Annotated in this window: 26 protein-coding genes; all 26 read right to left on the reverse strand. The window is 42.6% G+C overall.

Annotated elements, in window-relative coordinates; genetic code table 11:
* Positions 1-94 precede the first annotated feature (94 nt).
* The 26 genes from selA to BLS16_RS01200 all read right to left on the reverse strand — a co-directional run bounded on the left by selA (position 95) and on the right by BLS16_RS01200 (position 23,294).
* Entirely contained in the window at positions 95-1,510 is a 1,416-nt protein-coding gene (gene selA, locus BLS16_RS01070) for an L-seryl-tRNA(Sec) selenium transferase (protein ID WP_092328786.1), read from the reverse strand.
* 577 nt (positions 1,511-2,087) lie between these two features.
* Positions 2,088-2,681 (reverse strand): adaptor protein MecA, encoded by a 594-nt coding sequence (locus tag BLS16_RS01080; protein WP_014904629.1) that lies wholly within the window; start codon positions 2,679-2,681, stop codon positions 2,088-2,090.
* Positions 2,682-2,965: 284 nt separating this feature from the next.
* Positions 2,966-3,418, reverse strand: a complete 453-nt coding sequence (locus BLS16_RS01085) for a hypothetical protein (RefSeq protein ID WP_092328791.1) — start codon at positions 3,416-3,418, stop codon at positions 2,966-2,968.
* Positions 3,419-3,643: 225 nt separating this feature from the next.
* Positions 3,644-3,754 carry an RCKP-type rubredoxin-like domain-containing protein gene (locus tag BLS16_RS01090; protein ID WP_092328794.1) on the reverse strand — a complete coding sequence of 37 codons (111 nt, stop codon included), beginning with the start codon at positions 3,752-3,754 and terminating at the stop codon, positions 3,644-3,646.
* 139 nt (positions 3,755-3,893) lie between these two features.
* Positions 3,894-5,435, reverse strand: a complete 1,542-nt coding sequence (locus tag BLS16_RS01095; protein ID WP_092328797.1) for a fibronectin type III domain-containing protein — start codon at positions 5,433-5,435, stop codon at positions 3,894-3,896.
* 54 nt (positions 5,436-5,489) lie between these two features.
* Complete coding sequence (locus BLS16_RS01100; protein ID WP_092328799.1) at positions 5,490-6,146, reverse strand: lytic transglycosylase domain-containing protein; 657 nt, start codon at positions 6,144-6,146, stop codon at positions 5,490-5,492.
* Positions 6,147-6,276: 130 nt separating this feature from the next.
* Positions 6,277-7,020, reverse strand: a complete 744-nt coding sequence (locus tag BLS16_RS01105) for a flagellar hook-basal body protein (protein ID WP_092328802.1) — start codon at positions 7,018-7,020, stop codon at positions 6,277-6,279.
* A gap of 13 nt (positions 7,021-7,033) precedes the next feature.
* Positions 7,034-7,438: a flagellar basal body rod protein FlgB gene (gene flgB / locus BLS16_RS01110; protein ID WP_092328804.1), complete on the reverse strand. Its 405-nt coding sequence runs from the start codon at positions 7,436-7,438 to the stop codon at positions 7,034-7,036.
* 4 nt (positions 7,439-7,442) lie between these two features.
* On the reverse strand, positions 7,443-8,237 hold the full coding sequence (locus tag BLS16_RS01115; RefSeq protein ID WP_092328807.1) for a flagellar hook-basal body protein: 795 nt from the start codon (positions 8,235-8,237) through the stop codon (positions 7,443-7,445).
* A 37-nt stretch (positions 8,238-8,274) separates the two neighbouring features.
* Positions 8,275-9,660 carry a flagellar hook protein FlgE gene (locus tag BLS16_RS01120; protein WP_092328810.1) on the reverse strand — a complete coding sequence of 462 codons (1,386 nt, stop codon included), beginning with the start codon at positions 9,658-9,660 and terminating at the stop codon, positions 8,275-8,277.
* Positions 9,661-9,718: 58 nt separating this feature from the next.
* Positions 9,719-10,360, reverse strand: coding sequence for a flagellar hook capping FlgD N-terminal domain-containing protein (locus BLS16_RS01125; RefSeq protein WP_092328812.1), 642 nt, complete (start codon positions 10,358-10,360; stop codon positions 9,719-9,721).
* A 9-nt stretch (positions 10,361-10,369) separates the two neighbouring features.
* Positions 10,370-12,040 carry a flagellar hook-length control protein FliK gene (locus BLS16_RS01130; protein ID WP_092328815.1) on the reverse strand — a complete coding sequence of 557 codons (1,671 nt, stop codon included), beginning with the start codon at positions 12,038-12,040 and terminating at the stop codon, positions 10,370-10,372.
* A gap of 75 nt (positions 12,041-12,115) precedes the next feature.
* Positions 12,116-12,868 carry a FliA/WhiG family RNA polymerase sigma factor gene (locus tag BLS16_RS01135; protein ID WP_092328818.1) on the reverse strand — a complete coding sequence of 251 codons (753 nt, stop codon included), beginning with the start codon at positions 12,866-12,868 and terminating at the stop codon, positions 12,116-12,118.
* A 143-nt stretch (positions 12,869-13,011) separates the two neighbouring features.
* Positions 13,012-13,404, reverse strand: a complete 393-nt coding sequence (locus BLS16_RS01140; RefSeq protein WP_092328820.1) for a hypothetical protein — start codon at positions 13,402-13,404, stop codon at positions 13,012-13,014.
* A complete protein-coding gene (locus BLS16_RS01145) occupies positions 13,404-13,886 on the reverse strand; it encodes a chemotaxis protein CheD (protein WP_092328823.1) in 483 nt (160 codons plus the stop codon). Before BLS16_RS01145 ends, BLS16_RS01140 begins: the two co-directional genes overlap by 1 nt.
* Positions 13,883-14,479: a chemotaxis protein CheC gene (locus BLS16_RS01150; protein ID WP_014904642.1), complete on the reverse strand. Its 597-nt coding sequence runs from the start codon at positions 14,477-14,479 to the stop codon at positions 13,883-13,885. The genes BLS16_RS01145 and BLS16_RS01150 overlap by 4 nt, the downstream gene beginning before the upstream one ends.
* The gene (locus tag BLS16_RS01155; RefSeq protein ID WP_092328825.1) at positions 14,480-15,124 is read right to left on the reverse strand and encodes a flagellar brake protein; all 645 of its coding nucleotides are present in this window, start codon (positions 15,122-15,124) and stop codon (positions 14,480-14,482) included. It abuts the gene before it with no gap.
* A gap of 97 nt (positions 15,125-15,221) precedes the next feature.
* Positions 15,222-16,085, reverse strand: coding sequence for a MinD/ParA family protein (locus BLS16_RS01160; RefSeq protein ID WP_092328828.1), 864 nt, complete (start codon positions 16,083-16,085; stop codon positions 15,222-15,224).
* Positions 16,078-17,253, reverse strand: a complete 1,176-nt coding sequence (gene flhF / locus BLS16_RS01165; protein WP_092328830.1) for a flagellar biosynthesis GTPase FlhF — start codon at positions 17,251-17,253, stop codon at positions 16,078-16,080. Before flhF ends, BLS16_RS01160 begins: the two co-directional genes overlap by 8 nt.
* The gene (gene flhA, locus BLS16_RS01170) at positions 17,243-19,312 is read right to left on the reverse strand and encodes a flagellar biosynthesis protein FlhA (RefSeq protein WP_092328833.1); all 2,070 of its coding nucleotides are present in this window, start codon (positions 19,310-19,312) and stop codon (positions 17,243-17,245) included. Before flhA ends, flhF begins: the two co-directional genes overlap by 11 nt.
* Before the next feature lie 108 nt (positions 19,313-19,420).
* Positions 19,421-20,479 (reverse strand): flagellar biosynthesis protein FlhB, encoded by a 1,059-nt coding sequence (gene flhB / locus BLS16_RS01175; RefSeq protein ID WP_092328835.1) that lies wholly within the window; start codon positions 20,477-20,479, stop codon positions 19,421-19,423.
* Entirely contained in the window at positions 20,476-21,255 is a 780-nt protein-coding gene (gene fliR / locus BLS16_RS01180) for a flagellar biosynthetic protein FliR (RefSeq protein WP_092328838.1), read from the reverse strand. Before fliR ends, flhB begins: the two co-directional genes overlap by 4 nt.
* Positions 21,256-21,407: 152 nt before the next feature.
* Positions 21,408-21,680 (reverse strand): flagellar biosynthesis protein FliQ, encoded by a 273-nt coding sequence (gene fliQ, locus BLS16_RS01185; RefSeq protein WP_092328840.1) that lies wholly within the window; start codon positions 21,678-21,680, stop codon positions 21,408-21,410.
* 18 nt (positions 21,681-21,698) lie between these two features.
* The gene (fliP, locus tag BLS16_RS01190) at positions 21,699-22,463 is read right to left on the reverse strand and encodes a flagellar type III secretion system pore protein FliP (RefSeq protein ID WP_092328843.1); all 765 of its coding nucleotides are present in this window, start codon (positions 22,461-22,463) and stop codon (positions 21,699-21,701) included.
* Positions 22,463-22,930 (reverse strand): FliO/MopB family protein, encoded by a 468-nt coding sequence (locus BLS16_RS01195; protein WP_092328845.1) that lies wholly within the window; start codon positions 22,928-22,930, stop codon positions 22,463-22,465. Before BLS16_RS01195 ends, fliP begins: the two co-directional genes overlap by 1 nt.
* 1 nt (position 22,931) lies before the next feature.
* Positions 22,932-23,294 carry a response regulator gene (locus tag BLS16_RS01200; protein WP_092328847.1) on the reverse strand — a complete coding sequence of 121 codons (363 nt, stop codon included), beginning with the start codon at positions 23,292-23,294 and terminating at the stop codon, positions 22,932-22,934.
* Positions 23,295-23,341 lie beyond the last annotated feature (47 nt).

A 23,341-nucleotide genomic window follows, 5' to 3' on the forward strand; every position in this document is an offset into this window, starting at 1 on the left:
AAAACCACCTTAGTATATTAATTATCGTAAACTATCATGCTTTTATCACAACTTGTAATAATGCTACGTCAACTATTCAATCCAACTTACATTTTTATTGCTCCCACTCCGCTAACCGCCTGACAACTTCCTCTCTATCGCCCTTTAGAAAAGTTCTAACATCGATTACTATCCAATCCTTATGAATTCTTGACAGAATGGCTACCGAACCTAAGCGCAAAAACTTCTCCAATTCAATAACGCTTCCTTGCCTTGGTCGAATAGTACATACCCAGGTAGGCAGCTCAACCGTTGGCCATGCTCCTCCACCTACCTGAGAGACATCCTCTTGCAACTTAACATCAATTTTTTGGTTCGGCAAAAGTGCCGTAAATAATTCAAACGCAACTTCATATAGTTTATCCAAAGGAGCAGAGAGCATCCTCCAAACGGGAATTTCACTGAATTCACCGTTGTCATATAAGCGAAGAGTTCCTTCTAATGCCGCTAAGGTTAATTTATCAACTCTTAATGCTCGAGTTAATTGATTTGCCCTTAATTGTTGGATAAAACTCTTTTTGCCAACAATAATGCCGGCCTGTGGCCCGCCAAGCAATTTATCTCCACTGAAGGTAACAAGGGAGAGACCCGATTTAACAGTTTGTTTAATAGTTGGCTCTGGTGGAAAACCTAAATTAGCCCCATCGAAGAAACTTCCGCTTCCTAAGTCCTCCATCACAGGCAGACCCTTATCTTCTCCGAGTTTTACAAGTTCCGCTCCCGAAACTGTATGAGTAAATCCTTCGACCCTGTAATTGCTTGTATGAACTTTCAATAGCATGGCTGTTTCCGAACTAATAGCAGCTTCATAGTCCTTTAGCCAAGTCTTATTGGTAGCTCCGACTTCTACTAATTTTGCTCCGCCAGCTTTTAGAACCTCAGGAATTCTAAATGAGCCTCCAACTTCCACTAATTCCCCCCGGGAAACGATGACCTCTTTCCCTTGGGCAAAGGTATTCATCATCAACAAAACCGCCGCAGCATTATTATTGACTACCATCGCTGCTTCTGCACCAGTCAACTTACAAAGCAACTCTTCCACATGAACGTAGCGTGAACCCCGCTCTCCAGTCTGAATATTTAACTCAAGGTTACTGTATCGTTCTGCCTGTTCTGAAATAAAACGGGCCACTTCCGGTGCCAGGAGGGCTCTTCCGCAATTTGTATGTAAAACAACTCCAGTGGCATTAATTACCCGCCGCAAACTAGTCTCACCCTTGATCAACTTTTTAAAAAGGTCTTTTTTTATGGTGGGCCACAGAGAAGCTTCAAATTCTTCAAAAGGATTAGCATAATTTCGGTTAATATCTTCCCTAATACTTTGTAGAACCTGTCGAACATACAGAGTCATGCGAGGCGTCCAACCCTCATTCGCCATAAATGGACTGAATTCTATTTCATCTTCTAATCGAGAGAGCACTTCATGAACAGCCGGAAGAGCCCTTAAGCGCCTAAGTATCTCTTGTTCCACTGATTATCAACTCCTTAGAGGGAAACTATTTTATCGACCAAATTCCCTGAATCCAGCCCGCAAGCTTTTTAGGATTTCGACAGCAGAATTAGCATATGATAAAGGAAACTTAACACACTTGCTGAAGCAATTGTCATCAGGCCTCCTTTGCCTTTGACCTTTGACTTCTGATTTCGAGGAGGTATTCCATGTCTAATATTAGCCCTGACTCAACTTGCGCAATCAAACAGCCATCTCATCAAGCTGTTATCCTTCTCTTCAAGGCACGCCCACAATCAAGAGAACAATTTTCCCCTTGTATCTTTTGCGGTAAGACTATGAGAATACATAAATTCAAAGGCAAAACCGTATGCATCAATTGTTTACGTCAAATACCTGCTATTTTCTCTTGTGGTTAATGGTCAAAGGGCTTTCTTATTTCTATTTATGTATTTTGTAACTCCTGATCAAAAGATACAAAATTGTTTTAAATTAGTTATAAAAAGGTGGCTAACGTAAATTCCTCAGGTTCAGGCTGATGAGTGAGGATTTTAAGCCTAGTATAAGAAAGGGAAGCATATTGCTTCCCTTTTTGAGTCTAGTTTTCTGTCGGCTTATTGAAAGCTGCATTCAATGTCTGCACGGCTTTTTCTCGAATTATTTCTTTTCCGTGTTCAGTGAGGAAAGACTTTGTTATACCTACGATTTCACCGTATTCATCAAGGATTGCTTCTGCCAAATACCTTTTCTTGCCTGTACCCATTCGATTGAGTACAAGATAGTATTCATTTTCGAATTCATACAACCCCGAACGAAGCTGAGCGAATTCCGGTAGCCTCCCTATAGCCGAGATTACATCTTCAAAGTCGTTAAAGACATAGACCAATTCCGTAATTCGGCCTCTGGATACTTTCCGGCCAGCTTTCTCTTTAACAGAACCCTCAATTTGATCTTCTTGCTTCATAATTGTAATTACAAACTCATCATTAGTCGCCACTGTAGCCTGGATCCAGAAAGGTTGATCTAGGTTAAATTCAACCTCTTCCCTTGCTTGCGCGATAAGTTCCCAGAACAATTGCTCCGTCTTAGCTGACCGCTGAAATAGATCAGCCATCGTAATATCCCTGTCAGTTAATTCTGTTAAAGAGATAAAGATGCGGATGGTATGCTCATTAACTTTCTGGACACGCATATTCCCACTCTCCTTTCCGCATCGCTTCTTACTTTAGAATATACATATTCTATCATATTCACATTATAGCATATTACGCCAAGACTTTTTCTGTGAAATCCAATAAGATTGCACTTTGTTCCTAAACCTAGAGGATTAAAACATCATGTCTGAACTATCCCACCTTATTATAGAAAGTTTAGATTTAGGGCACAGGGGTATAGTCTTTCCCATTTTAGACTTTGGCAACCGTCAGTATCCCCTAAATTGAATATTATCGAATCATATTTAGTAGATGACTTACTTTACAACAAACTGCTACTGCTAACTATCTCACATCGTATGACTTCACGCCTCGTAGGCAGATACATTAGCCTAACTTGATCATCAACATTTAACCGCTGGTAAACAAAAAAATCTATATACAATTTCGTTTGATCAGTACCACTACGAATATCCACACTATATATGCTTAAAGCTGAGTCAAAGCTCTTTCCTTGAACGGAACCTTCAATAAGGCCAGGCTCAGCGAACCAATCCGGCTGGGAAAACAATAATAATTGAGTATATACACCTAATACCCCTACCCAAATTACGATTTTCAGCGACAAGAGCAAGAAACCCCAAGCATGGCGAGCATTACGCCATGTAGTGACAAATTTCCAAATCAATCTGAAGAGTATGACTCCGAATATCAAAAAGAGTACGACCAAACTTGGCCAAGTCGTACTCCAAAGATAGCCATAATAGTCTTCCATTACCTACCCCTTTACATCCACTAAAAGTACAGTGATTATCTAAGATCCTATATTTCTTTAGGTTTCAACTATAAATTCGCTAAAAAGTCATAATCTCCTTCTCTTTTTACAGAAATTTAATGGTAGTTAAAACAAATGAGGAGCGATATTCCACGCTCCCCACTATTAATAATTGTGCTAAGTAAACTTCTTACTTTGAAGAATCAACATCAGACAGCTCTAATACTATTCTGCCTTAACAAATTGTTTCTTGCTCGCACCACAAGAAGGGCAAGCTTTCGGACGGCAACGACCTTCAGCTGTTGTACTGCATTGGGAGCATTTCCAAACCGCCATCTTAATCTACTCCTCAAAAAAGTTTGTTTATTTCTATCGGTCGAAAATGATTTGAGTATAGTATATCATGTTAATCGTACAACTCAACTTTTAGCAGAAGAAACTATTAAAACAGTTATGGTTTATTGTGTTTTTAAAATCACTCATTGACGTCAGTGATTGCTTCAAATACTCCCTCTGAGGCTATACCAGCTGAATTCAAAGTGAAAACCGCAATATGCGTTAGACCGGTTGAATCGGTATCGTCCGCAATTGTATAGGTATTCGTTCCAACAGCCACTTTTGCTAATTTTGTTCCTTTTGTGGTTCCATTAGTTGATGTGTAGATTTCATAGTGAGTTACTTCAGAAACATCGTCTGGAGCTGTCCAAGAAATTTCGCCACCAATTTGATCTTTGTCAGTATCAGTATCTGTAAAAGATAGATCACTTACTATTTCTGTAGGTAGATCTAATTCACTTTCAGCATCATAAGCTTGTTCGACTCTTTCAGACTCTTGTGCCCCTCTGCTTGTTACAGATACCCAAACTGAACCTGCCCCTCCACCACTCAATTGCCGAATGGTAACTGAAGCTTCATCTTTACCGGTTGCAACTGTGGCCTTACCTAATAATTTTCCACCCGATGCACTACTATAAACTTTAACGATATCACCAACGTTTAGTTCAGAAACAATAACCTTATCATTTTTACGTAAATTATTCTGTACGGTGATCTCAGAGGGCTCCTTTGATCCAGTTTCTTCAGGAAAATATTTCTCGCACTTCTCTGATTCTCTTTTCCCTTTACTTGTTACCGATACCTGGACTTCTCCTTCATCTGTACCTAATTGGCGGATATTCACTACGGCGATCACTGATCCATTTTTTCCTTTGATTGCTGTAGATTTTCCCAACAATTTCTCTAGATGATTGTAGACTTTAACAATATCTCCAACTTCGAGAATGCTACTCTCCTCATCATCAGTGACTGTCACAGTATCAGTTATACCAGCATTATTTACTATAGTAATGTTATGCTCTGCCAGTTCATATGTATAAGACTCTTCGTCATAGGCCTTAGTACACTTGTCGGATTCTTTATTACCCAATCTTGTTACGCTAACCGTTATTTCACCTTCGTCGCTTCCTAATTGTGGTATGCTAACAGTTGTTTCGGTCTTGCCTTTAGAGACCGTTGCTTTTCCCAATAATTTAGTACCAGCTTGGTCATACACTTTAATGATATCTCCAACCTCTAAATCTGAGACTGTTACTATATCGGCGGCACCAGCATTGTTATCAACGGTGATGCTCTCGGGTTCTAGTTCTTCGGTTGCTTTCATTGTTACAACTGATCTGGCACTTTCTAAAGTAACCGATACATACACATCAGTGCTTATATTTGATAAGCTAATAATTGCACTAGTTTGTCCCGTTTTTACTGTTGCACTTCCTAATAACTTCCCGTCAGAAGCTTGATCATAAATCTTTACTGTTGCACCCACGGGCAGACCGGTGACTTCAATGGAAGGTTTCCCGTTAACAGATGTAATGTCACCAATACTGATCGCGTTAATCACATCCTCAGCCATGTTAATATCCGGTTCAATATCTGCTGCTTGTACAAGGCCTACAGGTGATAGGGCAAAAACGAGTCCAAATAACGCTGTGTACATTATTTTCTTTATGCCTTTTATCAAATTAATCTCTCCTCTACTTTGAACCTAACCATGGACTAGGCCCTCTTTCTTAGCTTAAGCTTCCCAACTTTTCTTGTGCAACCCCCCCATAATCTTTTGTACATAGGCCTGAGTTTCCTTATATGGAGGAATTCCATTGTATTTTTCCACCGCGCCTGGGCCAGCATTATATGCTGCAAGGCTTAGCGGGATATTCCCTTGAAAACGATTGAGTAAATCTTTAAGGAAATGTGTTCCCCCATCTAAGTTTTGTGTAGGGTCATAGGCATTATTAACTCCATAAGAAGCTGCCGTCCCCGGCATTAACTGCATTAAGCCCATAGCCCCTGCTGGTGATGTTGCCTTTGGATTAAACCCTGACTCCGCTTTGACAACTTCCTGAATCAAATTAGGATCTACTCCATATTTTTGAGCCATAGAATAAATCAAATGATCCAGAGCACTTGAGTTACTGCCTTTAACCTCAGAGGTCTGAACATTGTTGTAACTATCTTGGGCAACCCTTGATGAAGATTGAAATAGATTATTAAGCCCCTGAGATGCATTCCCCTCTCCCCCAAGAGCTGCCTTTAGTAAAGTCGCAAATAAAAGCGGCGTTGTACTGTTGCTATCACTTGAGCCGGACAGATCCATCCTATCAGTTTGAGTAGACTGCCAAGAAGAATTCATCTCTTGAAGTTGATATAAAAGGAGCATTTGGGCAATGTTCACTGAGTAACCTCCAATCTAGATGTAATAGGGGAATTATAGTCTTAGGGTATAACTAGGAAACTAATCGGTTTAACCCTTGTACCTCATTGTTCTCCAGAATTTGTTCAGGAATTAGTTTAATGATTATCAACTATATCTTTCCAACCTCATTAACTGCTTTTCCTAACAGTTCATCTTGAGTTTGAATTACTTTTTGATTTGCTTCATACGCTTTCATCACTGACATCATATTTACTAGTTGTCCAGAAAGATCTACATTAGATCTTTCAATTGCCCCCTGCTGAACTTGGGCCCCAACCGATGCTTGAACACCTTCAGTTGCATTATATAAGGATTGACCTTCCCGTTGTAAAGCATCTTCAGGAATCTCAACAATACGCAAACGGTTAACTTCCTGGCCTTGATCAAAAATCATACCCTCTGAGCTAACTCTAAAATCGGAACTCAATGGGCCTATTGGGCCTTCTTCTCCTTGAACTGTAAAGCCCTCTGACGTTCTAAGCATTCCTTCGCTATCCAACTGAAAATGCCCATTACGAGTATATCGATCTCCGTCCGGAGTCTGGACTACGAAGTATCCTAATGTTGTAAGGGCTAAGTCTGTCTTGACATCCGTTACATCTAACGATCCCTGAACATTCGATCTGGTTATTTGGTCGACTCCTAAACCTGTCCCCATTCCACCAAGGGCTACAGCCTCAGAAGTACTATTTCCCCCGATACGATAAATCTGTTTCGAGGGAAAAGAAATATTACTGGCAAGCTGTTCTTTGAAGCCGGCAGTCTTTATATTGACAACGTTATCTCCGATGACTTCGCTTTGCGTTTGTGCGGCTATCATTCCTGTAGCTGAAGTATATAATCCGCGTATCATTTCTATCCCCCCTTTATCCCTTAATTACCATTCTCATCAAGCCTAATTGTGATGAGATGGCTCGAGTAAGGGAGTTATAATACAAGCCATTTTCAGCAACATTTGCCATCTCACGATCTATATCCACGTTATTTCCATCATTGCGCAGAGAGGTAGTTCGATCTGTGACGATCCCTAATCCATCAATTTCAGCGGACATACTACTTAGGTGTTTGGGGGAGGTCTGCTTCATTTGTAAAACCGGACTTTCTTCACCTAAGGCAGCACCGAGAGCCATTTGAAAATTAACATCGGATCGTTTAAAGTTGGGAGTATCAATATTCGCAACGTTATTAGACAGAACCTGTTGCCTCAATGATGAGGCATCAAGTCCGGTCTGCAAAACATTCAGTACGGGTCTGTCTAACCAACCTGCCATGACCTTACCTCCTCAAGGAATTAGCAATCCCCCACATTTTATCTCCATCCTGGACTAGCCTGGCATTCGCTTGATAAGCCCTTTGAGCCTGGATGAGATCGGTCATAGAGGCTGCAATGTCTACGTTTGATTGTTCCAGAGAATGACTGCGAACAACCCCTAAAACCTGATTACCCACCAAAGGGCTTCCCGGTTGTCCAGTCTGAGGCTCGCCAGAGTTTTCTGTAGCAAGAAAAAGATTGTTATCTGTTCTCTGTAAACCCCCAGGATTTTGGAAGCCAACAAGGGTAATTTGACCAAATGTCATAGACTCCCCGTTAATTACTCCGGTTATCTCCCCGTTTTCAGCTACCACTAAATCGGAAGCACCTTCAGGGATCATAATTGCCGGTTGAACCACATTTCCTTGCATATCCGCAAGCTGTCTGTTTGCATCTATCTGAAATGCTCCTACTCGCGTATAGCTCGTTTCCCCATTCGAAGTCTGAACCTGAAAAAAACCAGACCCGTCTATTCCTAAATCCCACACACGATCGGTATTACTTAAATTTCCTTGTTGAAGGTTTATACTGCTAGAGCCATAAAGCACTCCGGCACCTACATCGAAGGTAGCCACTGCATTTCCGTTTTGTTCGGTTACAGTATTTCCTGATCGCACCTCGGTGGATAATGCCTCACCAAAAGCCATTTGACTTGCCTTATACCCCTGAGTATTAGCATTTGCCAAGTTGTTTCCGATGGTATCTATCGCAGTTTGTTGGGCTAGAAGTCCAGACATGGCTGTCCCTACTAGGCGCATTAGGCAAACCTCCGTCTCATCAATATCAGTCTAAATCTTAACGTTTAAGATTTATAAGTTCTTCTAAGAGAGTGTCTGAAACAGTAATTACTCGGGAATTAGCCTGGAAACCACGTTGGGTTACAATCATATCCGTAAATTCCGTAGAAAGGTCGACATTAGACATTTCGACAGTATTAGAGACAATACTTGCTCGGCCATCTTCCCCGGCGGCACCAATGCTAGGTGCCCCAGAGTTGTTTGAAGTGGAGAGAAAATTCCCACCTATATTTGCCAGGCCAGCCTCGTTAGCAAAGGAGGCTACAGCGATTTGAGCAATTTTATGGGTCACTGAGTCTACCCCATTGCTATAGACACCGGTAATTACTCCACTTTGGTCGATGCTATAGTCTGTAAGAGTATGAGCTTTGTTGGTAAAATCATAGCTAATTAAGGCAGCTCCTGTAGCATCAGTCGCAGTAGCACCATCTTCTTGGTTAGCTCCGAGAGTAATTTGATATTTTCCGTTGACAGCTTTTACGACATATTCCCCATCACTTGGTGTATCAGATGTCGATAGGGTATATTTAAGATCATCTAAATAAATATTTGTGCCTGGTTCAGGCGGATAGTCCACTGTTATTTGAGTAGCACTGTCAGCCGTTATACTCGTTATGTTGTTTCCAGTAGCTGCAGGGGCAATATAATGGACATTTGCAGCAGAAGTGGTCACATCATAATTTGAGGCGAAGGTTACATAACCAGTCGCTGGGTCATAGGAGAATTGGCCTGCTGCAGGGGTTGTACCCGTTGGAACCCTCGTTAAACCATCGATCGTCAAGTTTTCAGCATTTGTGACACCCGTATCGTATTCAGGCGCAGTTGTTTCAGTAAGGTCACCAGATACACTAAGAACTGCTTCTTCAGATATCGGAAAAAAAGTATCTGTTGCTAATTTATCTCCAATCTTAAACCTAATATCTGCTGCTGCACCCCATACAACTGGAGTGGTGTCATCCGCACCCCAGCTAAACCCTTGCACTTTTGCTCCAGTTGCAGGATCAATAAGAGTACCTGCGCTATCTTGACCAAATCCGCCGGCCCGAGTATAAACTTGCTGCCCGTTATTATTCAAGACAAAGAATCCGCTTCCCTGCAACATCATATCTGTGGCATTTCCTGTTGATTGCGAACTTCCTTGTGTCATAATTTGGTCGATAGATCCCAGCATTACACCTAAACCAACTTGCACGGTGTTTGTTCCGCCTTGATTTTGAGTAGGGGCTGAAGCACCTTTCAAATTTTGACTTAACATCGTGGAAAAGGATACTCTACTCCGCTTATAGCCAGTTGTATTTACGTTAGAAATGTTATTTCCGATAACATCCATTTTGACCTGGTGATTTTTCAACCCGGAAATGGCTGAATATAATGAACGCATCATAAGACGTTTTTCCTCCTCATTGACTATTTATTTTTACCTAAGTTAGGCTTATAAAGACTTAAATAATTTCAGTATCAGTGCCAGAATCTGTATTGATAACATTATCGTTATTAATGCTAGTATCTGTTTCTGGGGCTGTGTTCTGATCTGTGCTTGTATCTGATACCGTATCCAGCTCTAGGTCTGTTTCATCCTCTGTATTTTCTGTCGGCTCCTCAACGTCCGGAGTAACTACAGGAGTAGGCTCCTTAATAAGTGTCAGCAGACCTAATTCGATATCTTTCAAAGATCCATCTGCCTTGCGAACTTGAAGCTTCGGATCTCCATCAAGCCACTTTACTGCTTCGACAGTACCCTCTATAACGGTGACTCCGTCAATATCTACTCCGCTTACCCATTTACCAATCATCGCCGCACCTTGGGTAAGGGCTGACTGTTGGGAAAAAAAGGTCATACTCTTTGACAAGGTTTCCATGGATGCTGCAATATTGTTCATCTGCTCTAAAGAGCTGAAGGAGGCCAATTGGGCAATAGACTCTTTGTTATCTACAGGATTCAAAGGATCCTGATTTTGTAGCTGAGCAACCAATAACTTGAGAAAATCGTCTTTTCCCAGCGAATCATTTGTTACGATTCCTTGGCTTCCACTTGTATTGCTGGTTGAAGAGGTTTTGTAAGTTGTCCCATTAATGTTACTCATAGCAGCCTCCTATGCCGTGACATTTATCCGATTATCTCCAACGCTATTATTGAAGACAGCATCTTGTTTCTCATCTTCACTAGTGAGTGGTTCATTCTGTTGAAATGTCCTGCGAGCCTCATCGCCCTGCTGTTGTTGTTGACGTTCTCCGTTTTGACCCATTTCCAGAGAGCCACAGTTCACACCTTGGTTTACTAAGTTGTGGCGCAGTTCAGAAAGCTGATTCTGAAGAAGCTGCCCAGTAGCCGCTTCATTAGCGTGTACCTGTAAATGTACTTGCCCGCCTTCCCATCGCAAAAGTATGCGAACCTTTCCTAATTCCTCCGGATGGAGTTGAATATCTAATTCTTTCAGAGTGTGTTGATTACTCATGACTTGCTCACGAACTACACCAGAGATCTGCTCCCATAGTGGTAATCCAGCTGTTTTAACGTCAGAAGAAGTAAAAGAAAGAATATTCGTAGGTGACCCAACTCCTAGACTCGAAGGTTGAGTTTGATCATCTTGTATACCAGATACGTCGGTTTTAGGGCGACTTGCTTTATTAATCTCTTCACTTAGAGAGTTAAAATGCTGTAAAAATCCTCGTTCCAAAAAACTTGTTCCTTCTGATCTTTGTTGAGTGTTCGTTGAAAAAGTCCCATCTTTACGTGTAAGTAGACTGCCTTCATGATTTTCTGCCTGACCCACTAGATTACTTAGTTGTCCTTCCTTGGAATTCTGAGGGGCTTTTTCTCCTCGAACCCTGTCCATTAACAATGGGAAAAGAGTTGCCAGAAGAGTAGCAGTCTTTGCGTTTAGTTCAGGGCCATTGCTATCACCACTGCTGTCAGCAAAGCTTTCAAGCAATTGGTTTATGTTATTTCGGCCTACGCTATTTTGGGAGTTCGAGGTATTGACATTATCCGACTCTTGAGTAATCTCATCAGACATGATCAATCCTTGAAGAAGCTTAGCTATTTCCAGGTTCAGGTTTTCTGCTTTAGCCGATTTAGGCACTGTCGAATTAACTAGATTATTAGTTAATTCTCCATCCTTCTCTAGTGCTGTCGTCCAACCTTGAATCAGCTTCGCCAATTCTTGGATTTCATTGTTTCTAGTGGTTTGTACCGCTGAGGCACTCTCCTGTGGAGTGATGTCAGTTATCGTACCAGATAGTGCTACTAAGAGATCGTTTATTACCTGTCTATATTTATCCAATTCCGCGTTCCCGGGGTTATCCCCCTGAGGGTATAGTGCCGACATCCGTTTCAACACAATACTCTCATCCGAGTTAAGTGATATTAGATTCATCAAATCAGCTTCAGCTAATGATGAATTGACAATTCCCTGACTCGTAATTTCTCCGGAATTGGCTTCCTTGCCTGCCGGAAGATCACTCTGAAGCATGGGCAGTGATTGAAATAACCAGGCAAAGTTGCCATATCCGAGCATCCCCGTCCCATTTGATTCTTCTAAGCTCTGAATAGGATCTCCTTCACTCTGTGCTTTTTCGCTATCCTGTCCTTCTTTAGAGTTCTGCCCTTTCGGATCTGAATTTGGTTGGATTAAATCGCCAAGAAACGATGCAAAGAGTGCTGCAGCATTTGCTGTGCTTTGTGAGCTAACTTTTCCTTCAGAGGAAGTTTCAAGATTTTTTCTGCTCCTGAAGGAATCCGAAAGGACATTTATATTCGACACCAGCCATCACCTCCCAATAAGACTCTAAGTCTTATATCGTCAAAATCTTGTTAAAACATTAGGATGATCCCTTATTTAAAACAAATTCTTCTTTTGTCGACTAAGTCTTCCTCTGAGCCTTAAGATCGCCTGAGAATGAAGCTGAGATATTCTGGATTCAGAAAGTTTCATAATTGCAGCAATTTCTTTTAGAGTTAATTCTTCCTGATAGTATAAGGCGATGACTAATTTCTCCTTTTCAGGTAACTTATCAATAGCAACAGCAAGAATCTGCTTTTGTTCGTCTTTCTCAACCGCTTGATAAGCATCTTGGGCCTCTGTATCTACAAGCAGATTCAGAGGTGTGCCACTGCTATCTCCATCATTATCCACGGTTGTTTCATCAAAGGAGGTCAAGGTTAAAATTTGGGCTTGAGCCAAGATGTTTTCAACTTCGACGACCTCTACTTGAAGTAAATCTGCGACTTCTTCCGCTGTAACCGCCCTGCCCAACCGATATTCTAACTCTGCAAAAGCGTCTTGAACTTTTTTTACCCTCTGCCTTGCCGAATGGGGAACCCAATCCATAGTTCGGAGTCCATCAATCATCGCACCCCGGATACGAATTGTGGCATAAGTTTCAAATTTAAACCCTCGCGCTGCTTCAAATCGTTCCAAGGCATCGAGTAAACCAAAGACACCATAACCGATGATATCATCCTCGTCGACATGAGGGGGCAGGGAAATTGCTAAACGCCCTGCAATTCGTTTAACTAACGGCAAATATCTCTCAATATGCTCTTGTTTCCAAGGTACTCGTGAAGCGGTTTCATAGGCATTCGGTATCAAATCTTACTCACCCCCAAATCGTGGTTCAAGGTTCGTAGTTCGTGGTTCGAACCTCATAATCCCCATTTACGATTTTTTTCAAAAGTTGCCGCGGATATCTAATCGTTGCCCTTCGAACACGAATATCAAATATCGAACTACGATTAATCCCAACCCATCCGTTTTACAATTTCAGCTTGACGCTCGCTATCCGGAAGCCCAGAACTTAGATTACGGTCAACCTGCCCAGGAAATCCCGCCTGTTGTCCCGATGGAGCTTGAAGCTCATCATCTCCAACTGAGAAATCAATATTTGCCCCACGTCCGTTATCAGGATCAATTTCGCCCTCTTCAGGTTTCTGAGGAGCAGTCCTTTCAAACAAAGTAAGTGTTCCTGTCATCAATAAGTACATAACCCCAAAGGAAATTGCTGCCCGAATCATTAAATCAAAGAGCTTAATCTCATTAAGCCAGCTTAGGACTAAGACAATAATCATAATACCTATAGAGAGGCGCATAGACCAAACCTGGTATAGTTCTCTGTTCTGGAGGTTCATTAAACCACCTTTTCTCCATGATTAATCGTTCTGATATGCAAGTCTCCTGTCCCCACATTGAAATGAATCGTGCGACCAAAACTTCCGCCCACATCCGCTACCAAAAGAGGAATACCATGCCTCTTAAGTTCCTGCTCAACTGCCTCAGCATTGCGATCCCCAATCTTAAGAACCGGTGGTTTTCCCGGAAATGAAAACATCTGGGCACCACCAGCCATTTTAGCCCGCAGACGAGACTTACTGGCTCCCATACTCATAATATCTCTAACTAATAACTCCAGTGCTGTATCTGCATATTTTGCAGGGTTGCCCCCCAGGCTTCCATTAGCCGTTGGCAGCATAATATGAGCCATCCCACCAACTTTTAGTAGCGGATCATGAACACAGATTCCGATACAAGACCCTAATCCAGCGGTTAATAATAGAATCGGAGCAACAGCCGTTTTAAAATCAGCCATCCCAACAGTAATTACATCATTCATACTCCCATGGCCCCCAACAATTTCTTCAATGACCCTTCTTCAGGTAAAAAGATAAATTGTCCTTCGATTTTAGGAATTCCCGTAAGCTGTGTATCAATAAATAAGACCGTGTCATCAAGTACCCCTTCTTCGAGGAAAATCGCATCTAAACTTGCTCCAATCATGTCCACTGCCAAAGCAGGTACCGAAGGTTGAAGAGGGATTCCTGAAAATTGGGTTAAGGCCATAATAAAAGAACTCACTAAGATATTTCCCACTTCTTTTAAAGCCGATTGGGCCATTTCTCCCATATAAAGATCCATCGGTTCGTTGGTTCCGAATAATAACTGCACCACGATTTCTGCGCTTTCTACCGGAAAGAAAAATACTGCTTTTCCGGGAGCATCTCCCTCAACTTTAACGTAGATCACTGCCTGAGGATCATCCAACTGTCCAACAATTGCTGAAAGCTCCTCAAAACGAACCGCCCAAACTTCAGGTACGGACATGTCAATACGACGTTGCAAAAGGGTTGATAATGCTGTCGCTGCATGGGCAGATCCTATGTTTCCGATTTCACGTAAAGCGTCCAATTGGAATTGTGTAATCTTCATTTACACCAAACCTTTCTTACGCATTGCCCTTTGAATATCAAAGACGCAGCGAATAATCTTATCTCGTTCACGTTCTGAGATTTCATGAAATTCAACTGAAACACTATATTTTTTAGTATCCTCGATCCTGACAACCCGACAGACACGTACGGGGGTCTGGATCTCCCCATTGGGTAAAGAAAATTGCGCATAGATCAAGGCTCTATTTTCTACGAGTTCTCTTGTAGAAAACCGCATTCCTCCACCGCTTAAATCAAGCATTATTGCTTTGTAAAGATCACTTAACCCCTCTCGTGTCACCATTCTAAAGGAAACAGGGAAAGAGGCTGGGACTCTGACAAAATGTCGTCGCTGAACTTTTTCTACAGTGTCAGGCAATACCAAAACCAATATAGGAACCGGTACTGCAATCCTTTGCATAATATTTCCTTCAAAGGAATAGACAGCTGTTTCATCACAAAAAGTTATCTTTACTTTAGTACCCTCGCGTACAGGAACCAACTCGCCATGTTCAAAGGGAACTCCTACAGAAAGGAGTCTTTCACCTACTTCTTCAATTTTTGTGCGGTAATTCCCTTGATACTCCCCTTCTAATACGGCAAGTTCTACCGCCAGTCCGTGTAAAAGCTTCTTTTTATATGACAAGTTGTCACCCCCTTTTCGTAGTTCGAGGTTCGATGTTCGTAGTTCGAATATAACCTGATTAATGGTTCACACATCTTTGTCTGTAGGGAGGACTAATTCAAAATGATCTTAACAACTTACTCAAAAACCCTCTTACCCCTCCGGCTTGACGAGGTGGATGGACATATATCCCGGCAACTTTACCGGCAATCCACTGAATGCACTTATAGGCTCCGCTGTCTGGATAACTAATTCCCAGAGGATCCTGCTGCATAACTGAACGACCTACAAAGGAATCATCGTAGATATATCCTAAATAGTTTAGAGAGCCATCTAAAAATTTCTGAACAGCAGTTTCCAGACGTTTGTACGTTGCCAAGGCATCTGCTTCTGAGCGCACTTTGTTAACGACTAAGTGAATCGGAACATCGCCGGCTTCCACTCGTAAAGATTTCAGCAAACCATAAGCATCTGTTAAGGCCGTCGGTTCCGGGGTTGTTACCAAAATCACATCATCAGCGGCCTGTAAAAAGTTAATAACGATGTGACCTAACCCCGCTCCTGTATCAATAATCAGCAGATCTGTCATCTTTTCTAAACGCCCTAGATTGGCAATGACATTTCTTAATTTATCCCTTTCTAAATCAGCTAACTTTTGCACCCCGGATCCCCCAGGTATTATGCCAATCCCGCGATGACCAATCAGCAATATCTCTTCTATAGTCTTTTCCCCGGATAACAAATGCTCGATTGTATAACGGGCTGATAGACCAAAGGCTATATCCACATTAGCAAGACCTAAATCTCCATCCAGGATAACAACACGTTGCCCATATTCGGCTAAGGCGAGAGCTAAATTTACAGTAAAACTAGTTTTACCGACCCCACCCTTGCCACTGGTTACTGCAATTACTCTCATTTTACTTTGTCTGGTATTTTCACGAGATGCCAAATCTCGCAATGCACTAGCCTGATCATGCATGAGGCATTTCCTCCCCAATTATATAGCGCGCCAAACGCTGAGGGGTCGCTGCCTCTATGTCATCAGGGACATTCTGTCCATTTGTCAGATAGGCAGTTGGCAGTGTCGTCTGCCCTATCAAATTTAGGATCGATCCCGCACTGCCTGTCTCATCCAATTTGGTAAAAATCAAATGTGTAGTCAAATCTTCAAATCGCTTATAGATCCGATACTGATCTGCCGATTGAGTGCTGGCACTCATAACAAGCATAGTAAAGTCAGGCTGGGCTTCATCTAAGAAAGAACGCAGTTCTGACATATGCAATTCATGGTGTGGGCTCCGCCCAGCAGTATCTATAAATATAAGTTCTTTATCTGAATGAAGTTGTAAGGCCTCACTTAAGCCTGAGGGAGTCATGACAACTTCAACCGGTACCCCAATAATTTCTCCGAAGGTTTTCAGTTGTTCCACAGCTGCAACCCGATAAGTATCAGCAGTAATCAAGGCAACTTTGCGTTTATCCACAATACTGAAACCGGCGGCAAGTTTACCGATGGTCGTTGTTTTCCCTACCCCGGTAGGCCCAATTAGGGCTACTATCCGTGGCCTCTCAATTCCAGGTTGAATAAGTCCAATTTGTCCGCATAGCTGACAGATATTAGTTTCCAGACGGGAGTAAACCTTGGCATCATCAGTCCATTCTTCTGAGGTCAAAGTATGTTGGACGTGACTAACCAAACGCTTCACCAGATTCTCACTTATTCCTCGCCCCAGCAAATAATCTACCCATCTCTGAAGAGCAGACGGCCAATCATTTTTTTCCTCTCTGAAGTCCGGTCGCTCTTTCATTTGTTTGTTCATTTGCTCAAGCAAGAGACGCATAGACTTAATTTCAGCTTGAAGATCGGGAGATTGTTCTTTTGTATCATGTACCTGTCTGGGCAAAGGCGGTTTTACTACTTCGGCATCATGCCCATGCCCAAAGTTAGAGGCTGAGGTTTTCTGAGCTATGACCGGTGCTTCTTCTATAGCAGCAGTAATCTCCACTTTCTTTTTGCCAAACAGGCCAAAGAACCCTCCATCGTTAAATTCACGGGTCTGAAGGATAACTGCATCAGATCCCAATTCCCTTTTTACTTTCCCCATTGTTTCCGACACATTATCTCCTACAAATCGTCTAACTCGCACGATCCATCCCCACCATTCCTACAGCTTGTACTTGTACTCCCTGGACCAATTCATTATATGAAAGCACCATGAGTTGCGGAAGCTGTCGCTCTGTGACCCTCTTTAAATTTATCCTTACCAGCGGAGCGCAGACAATCACCGGAGTTAAGCCTTTAAGAACGACCTTCTCCACCTCGTGAGTAAGATTTTTCATGAGCACATGCAAAATCTTGGGGTCAAGGGCTAAATAAGTCCCATAATCTGAAGGTTGAATGCTATCTAAAATTTGCTGCTCAATCTGTGGATCCAAGGTCATTACAGGTAAGCTTTTATCCTTCCCAAGTAACGGTTGCAAAATTTGCCGAGCCAAGCCCTGCCTGACATGTTCTGTCAAGCGGTCTATGTCCTTTGTACCTTGGGCATAGTCTGAGAGGGTTTCAAGGATAGAAACCATATCTCGGATAGAGACTCGTTCTCGAAGCAAATTGGCAAGAACCTTTTGAACCTGACCCAGACTGAGCAAGTCTGGAATTAATTCATCGACTACCGCCGGGGCTAATTCCTTAGCATGCTCGATAAGAGTTTTAACATCCTGACGGCTCAGGATTTCCCAGGCTTGAGTTTTGATCACTTCCGTAATATGGGTTGCCAAGACAGTAGGTGCATCAACAACCATCCAGCCATTAAGCTCTGCTTGCTCACGGTACATGGAGTTAATCCATTTAGCATCAAGTCCAAAGGCTGGTTCTTTCGTCGGAGTACCCGGGATCCCTTCGTCATCAAAGCCTCCGCTCATAGCCATGTAATGATCTGCCAAAATCTCTCCCGAGGCGATTTCTGCCCCGCGAATCTTAATGACATATTGATTGGGCTGTAAATTCATATTATCTCGAACCCTGATTACGGGAACTATAAAACCCAATTCACTGGCAATCTGACGGCGGATCAGAACAATTCGATCCAGCAGGTCACCACCTTGTTGGACATCAACCAAAGCGATGAGGGCATAACCTAATTCGAGTTCCATATGATCAACCTGTAAAAGGTTTAAGACATTCTCCGGTTTCTTGCTCTCTTCAATTTCCGTCTCCCGGGCTGCTGCCGATTCCTCAACCACAGATACCTTAGAGTTTCTCTGCAGCATCACTCCCACACCAATCAACGCTGCAGACACCATAAACAATGGAGGTTTGGGCAAACCCAGTAAGGCCAGCATACTTAACACTCCGGCTGTAATGAATAAGGCCTTCGGTTTTGTGAACAATTGTTTGAACAAATCGCTTCCCAGGTTACTTTCCGAGGCAGCCCTGGTAACTACTAAACCGGTAGCTGTAGAAATCAGGAGGGCTGGAATCTGAGAAACAAGGCCTTCACCAATCGTCAGCAAAGTGTATTTATGAAGTGCTTCCAACATGGGCATATCTTGCACCAGAACTCCGGTAACGAAACCCCCGATAATATTAATAAACAAAATAATGATTGCAGCAATAGCGTCCCCTTTAACAAACTTGGTGGAACCATCCATTGCACCATAAAAGTCCGCTTCCTGTTGAATCGCTTTACGCCGGTCACGAGCCTGCAGTTCATTGATCATCCCAGCATTCAGGTCTGCATCAATAGACATTTGTTTTCCCGGCATGGCATCTAAGGTAAAGCGGGCCGCCACTTCCGAGACACGTTCGGCTCCTTTGGTAATAACAATAAATTGGACAAGAACCAAAATAATAAAGATGATAAAACCAACGACAGCATCTCCCCGTATGACAAATTCACCAAATTGCTGAATAATCTCACCGGCATGGCCATCCAGGAGAATGAGACGAGTCGCCGAGATATTCAAAGATAGCCGAAACAAAGTCAACGTCAGCAATAGGGAAGGTAGTGAAGAAAACTCTAAGGGATCCTGAGCAAAAATCGCCAGCATTAGGGTCAAAACTGAGGCAGTAATATTTAAGGTAATCAGTATGTCTAACAGCACCGACGGCAAAGGAACAACCATCATGACCACGATACTTACCAGACCCAAGGCCGCAATAACATCTGTATTATCTAAAATCCGCTTCTTAACACTCGTAGCCATGATCCTTCCTCCTTTCTCCCAAATGAACCATCAAGCCAATCCCACATACCCACTTTTAGAAGCTTTAGTGAACGTACAATTTCATTCCATTCATGTCCCCAAATTGATTCATGCCCCGGATGCCCTCTTTTTCTTCTTCAACCGATAAACAAATGCCAAAACCTCAGCAACGGCCTTATAAAGATCCGCCGGTATGCCCTGCCCAATCTCAACCTGTGCATACAGAGCACGGGCCAGCGGCTTGTTTTCCATAATCACAATCCCATATTCCTTGGCCAATTCCCTCATTTTCAGGGCAACCTGGTCTTGACCTTTGGCCACAACGAAGGGGGCGCTCTGTACTTTAGCATCGTAACGAAGGGCAACTGCAAAGTGAGTTGGATTAGTTACCACTACATCTGCTTGTTTCATATCCTGCATCATCCTGCTCATGGATATTGCCCGTTGTCGTTTCTTTAGCTCACTTTTTAATTCTGGGTTTCCCTCAGTCTGTTTATACTCCTGCTTCAAGTCTTCGTGAGACATGCGCAGGTTCTTTTCGTATTCCCAGCGTTGATAGATATAATCAAAGGCTGCAATCCCTAAAAAAGACAGGGATATTTTCCAGGCAAGTTCCATCAAGGCTTCCCCCAGAAAAACTGCCCCTTGTCCCACGCTGAGTTGTTGCAGAGCAGGATAGATATGAAGACGATCACGAACACTGGCATATAGGAAATAACCTATTAGCAACACCTTCATCAACGATTTCGCAAGTTCAACCCAAGCCTTGACACCGAACATCCTTTTAGCACCACTAATCAGACTAAGACGAGAGATTTGTGGCTTCATAGACTCAAAGGTAAAAAGCACTCCAACCTGAATGTAGTTTGAGAACAAAGCAATCACAAGACCTGTGCCAAAAATCGGCCCCATTATCTGAATACCTAACCAAAGAATGTTTAGCATTAGGCTTGCCACAGAACCTTCGGTCCATTCTGACGAAAGACCCAGCACATAGGGAAATAAATGCTCCATACGAATCAGCATGGATGGAATCCAAAACTTAAGAAGAGCTACAAGACCGACAAGCATTAAGGCAGAAATAACTTCCTGGCTCTTAAAAACCTGTCCCTTTTTCCTCGCTTCCTCTTTGCGCCTTGGCGTGGCGGGATGTTTCTTTTCACTCACTGCTTCCACCCCTGGTAAAGTTTTAGAACCCAAGACATATTTATATTAAACAAATTGGCAACGGCTTCCCCAAAAAAGGGAAGAGAAAGGAATAAAATTAAAAGTCCAAAGACAATTTTAACCGGAAAAATAACTGAAAAAATGTTTAATTGGGGTACAGTCCTGGATAAAAGTCCTACGCCAACATCAGAGACCAAGAGTGCTCCAAAAATCGGCATTCCTAGTTGAACAGCTAATGAAAAAACTTCACCGACAATCTGGGCATAAAAAAGGTAATTACTTGGCAAATTTGTAGGGTTAATAGGAATATAGGCATAGCTCTTGACCATGGCGGCAATTAAATAGTGATGGGAATTAGTTGACAGTAAAAGCATGGTCGCCAAAATCATTTGGAAGTTACCCATCATAGGGCTTTGTACTCCATAGACCGGGTCAATCGCTGCCCCCATGGTAAAGCCCATTTGAAAATCAATTAACTGCCCTGCCCCTTGTAAAATTGCAGTTAGTAAATAAATTAAAAACCCAATGACTAATCCAACCAAAACTTCTTTAATCACCACTGCAACATAAGGAAACAACTCATTAGGAATTGATGGATTGGCAGCGTGTATGAGCGGATAAAGAATCAGAGTGATGCTTGCAGCCAACCCCAATCTCACCAACCCAGGGACACCTCTGGCCCCAAAGACGGGAGCTAACATGATCATGCCAGCCCAGCGAGATAAGATCAGTATAAATAAGGACAAATTCCATTGGAGCAACTGGGCCATACTCAAATTTTTCACCCCCCCAACTCGATATTCGTGGTTCGATGTTCGTGGTTCGAAGTCAAGAGGTAAGTTAGAGATTGGAGATTGGAAATCAGCAGTTCAAAGGTTCATAGTATCATTCGTACTAAACTAAGAACTACTAATCATGAACCACGAGTTCACATACCTCCGAAGGTTGCCAGTTGAGTGAGTAAATTCGTAGTGTAGACTGTTAAAACAGAAAGCATCCAGGGGCCCAATAAGAGCATTACGGCAGCTACTGCGATTACTTTAGGTATAAAGGAAAGTGTTTGCTCCTGAATTTGAGTCATAGATTGAAAGATGCTGACCAGAAGACCCACTAATAAGGCAACTCCCAGAATTGGGCCTCCTACAAGAAGTACCGCTCCTACCGCTTCTCTTGCCATATACAGCACCTGGTTTTGGCTCACTGTTTTGCCCCCTTTCTACTATTTAAAGCTGTTTACCAAAGACTCAACCACCAAATGCCAGCCATCTACTAAGACAAAGAGGAGTAGTTTAAACGGCAGAGAAATCATCATCGGAGGAAGCATCATCATACCGATTGACATTAAGGTACTGGACACAATCATATCGATAACAATAAAGGGAATAAATATGGCAAAACCCATTTGAAAAGCTGTTTTCAGTTCGCTGATCACAAAGGCCGGTATGAGAACATAAGTGGGAACTTCCCTATAGGTTTTTGGTCGCTCCATCTTAGATAGCCCTACAAAAAGTTCTAAATCCTTTTCCCGTGTCTGCTTAAACATAAACATCCTCAGAGGCTCTTCCGCCCTATCGATAGCTTCACTCTGAGTGATCTGATTCTGCATATAGGGCTGTATAGCATTGGCATTAATCTGGTTCCAAGTGGGGGCCATGATAAAGAAGGAGAGAAAAAGTGACAGACCCACCAGTACTTGGTTGGGAGGCAATTGCTGAGTTCCTAAGGCGTTTCTTACAAATGACAACACAATAATAATCCGGGTAAAAGAGGTCATCATCATGAGAATGGCCGGAGCTAAGGAAAGGACGGTTAGAAGCATCAGAATCTGTAAAGAGGTACCCGTTTGTTCCGTTGCTGAAGTTCCCAAATCTAAGGATAAGCCTGCAGCCCAGGCGATTTCGGGATTAGACAACACTCCCAGACCTATCAGGCCAAGAGATAGACCTAATGTGAATAGCTTAATTTTCCGGCCTGAAGAAGACACTATTTTTCGACCTCCTCAAGCAAGCGTTCCAATTCATCAGAGAATGGATCTTTTGATCGTGACCTTCTTTTCCAAAGGCTGTGAACCGTTTGAAACCACCCTTCCACTCTTTCAGTAGGACGTGTGGCAATCTCTTCCAAAATCTCAGCGGCAACCTGTGGATCATTGATTTCACTGATTTTCACCAAGTGGTGATCTGAGCCTCCGAGAACTTGCAGCTGACCAGCAATTTCTACGAGATACAAACTTTGTTGTCCACTTAACATCTGTCGATCCAGAACCCTGGCCCATGGCGCACTCATGGTTCGCAGGTTAGCCTTATTAAGACGCCTAAGAATCCAAAGAGATACAAACAAAATAATTAGAAAAACCACTAACGTGCCCAGAAGCCCCCACCATGAGAAAACAGACTGTGTAACCACCGGAGCGGTTTCATTTGAAGGAAACGGCAGGCCTTCGTTAAACATATTATTTCAGGGCCTTCGTAACAGCCTCGACAACGCGTTCCGCTTGAAAAGGCTTAACCACGAAGTCTTTAGCTCCGGATTGAATCGCTTCAATAACCATGGATTGCTGCCCCATTGCACTGCACATTATAATCCGTGCCTTGGCATCAAATTTACGAATTTCTTTAACTGCTTGAAGTCCATCCATTTCCGGCATCGTGATATCCATAATTGTAAGGTTCGGTTGCAGTTCCTTATACTTCTCTACCGCAACAGCTCCATTTTCAGCCTCACCAACTACATTAAACCCATTCTTCAGTAAAATGTCCTTAACCATCATTCTCATAAATGCAGCATCGTCAACGATCATAATTGTGGCACTCATTAGCATTTCCTCCTTTATCTTTTCCAATGCTCACTTTTATAAGTGGC

It is taken from the genome of Desulfosporosinus hippei DSM 8344 (assembly GCF_900100785.1).
GTDB lineage: Bacteria > Bacillota > Desulfitobacteriia > Desulfitobacteriales > Desulfitobacteriaceae > Desulfosporosinus > Desulfosporosinus hippei.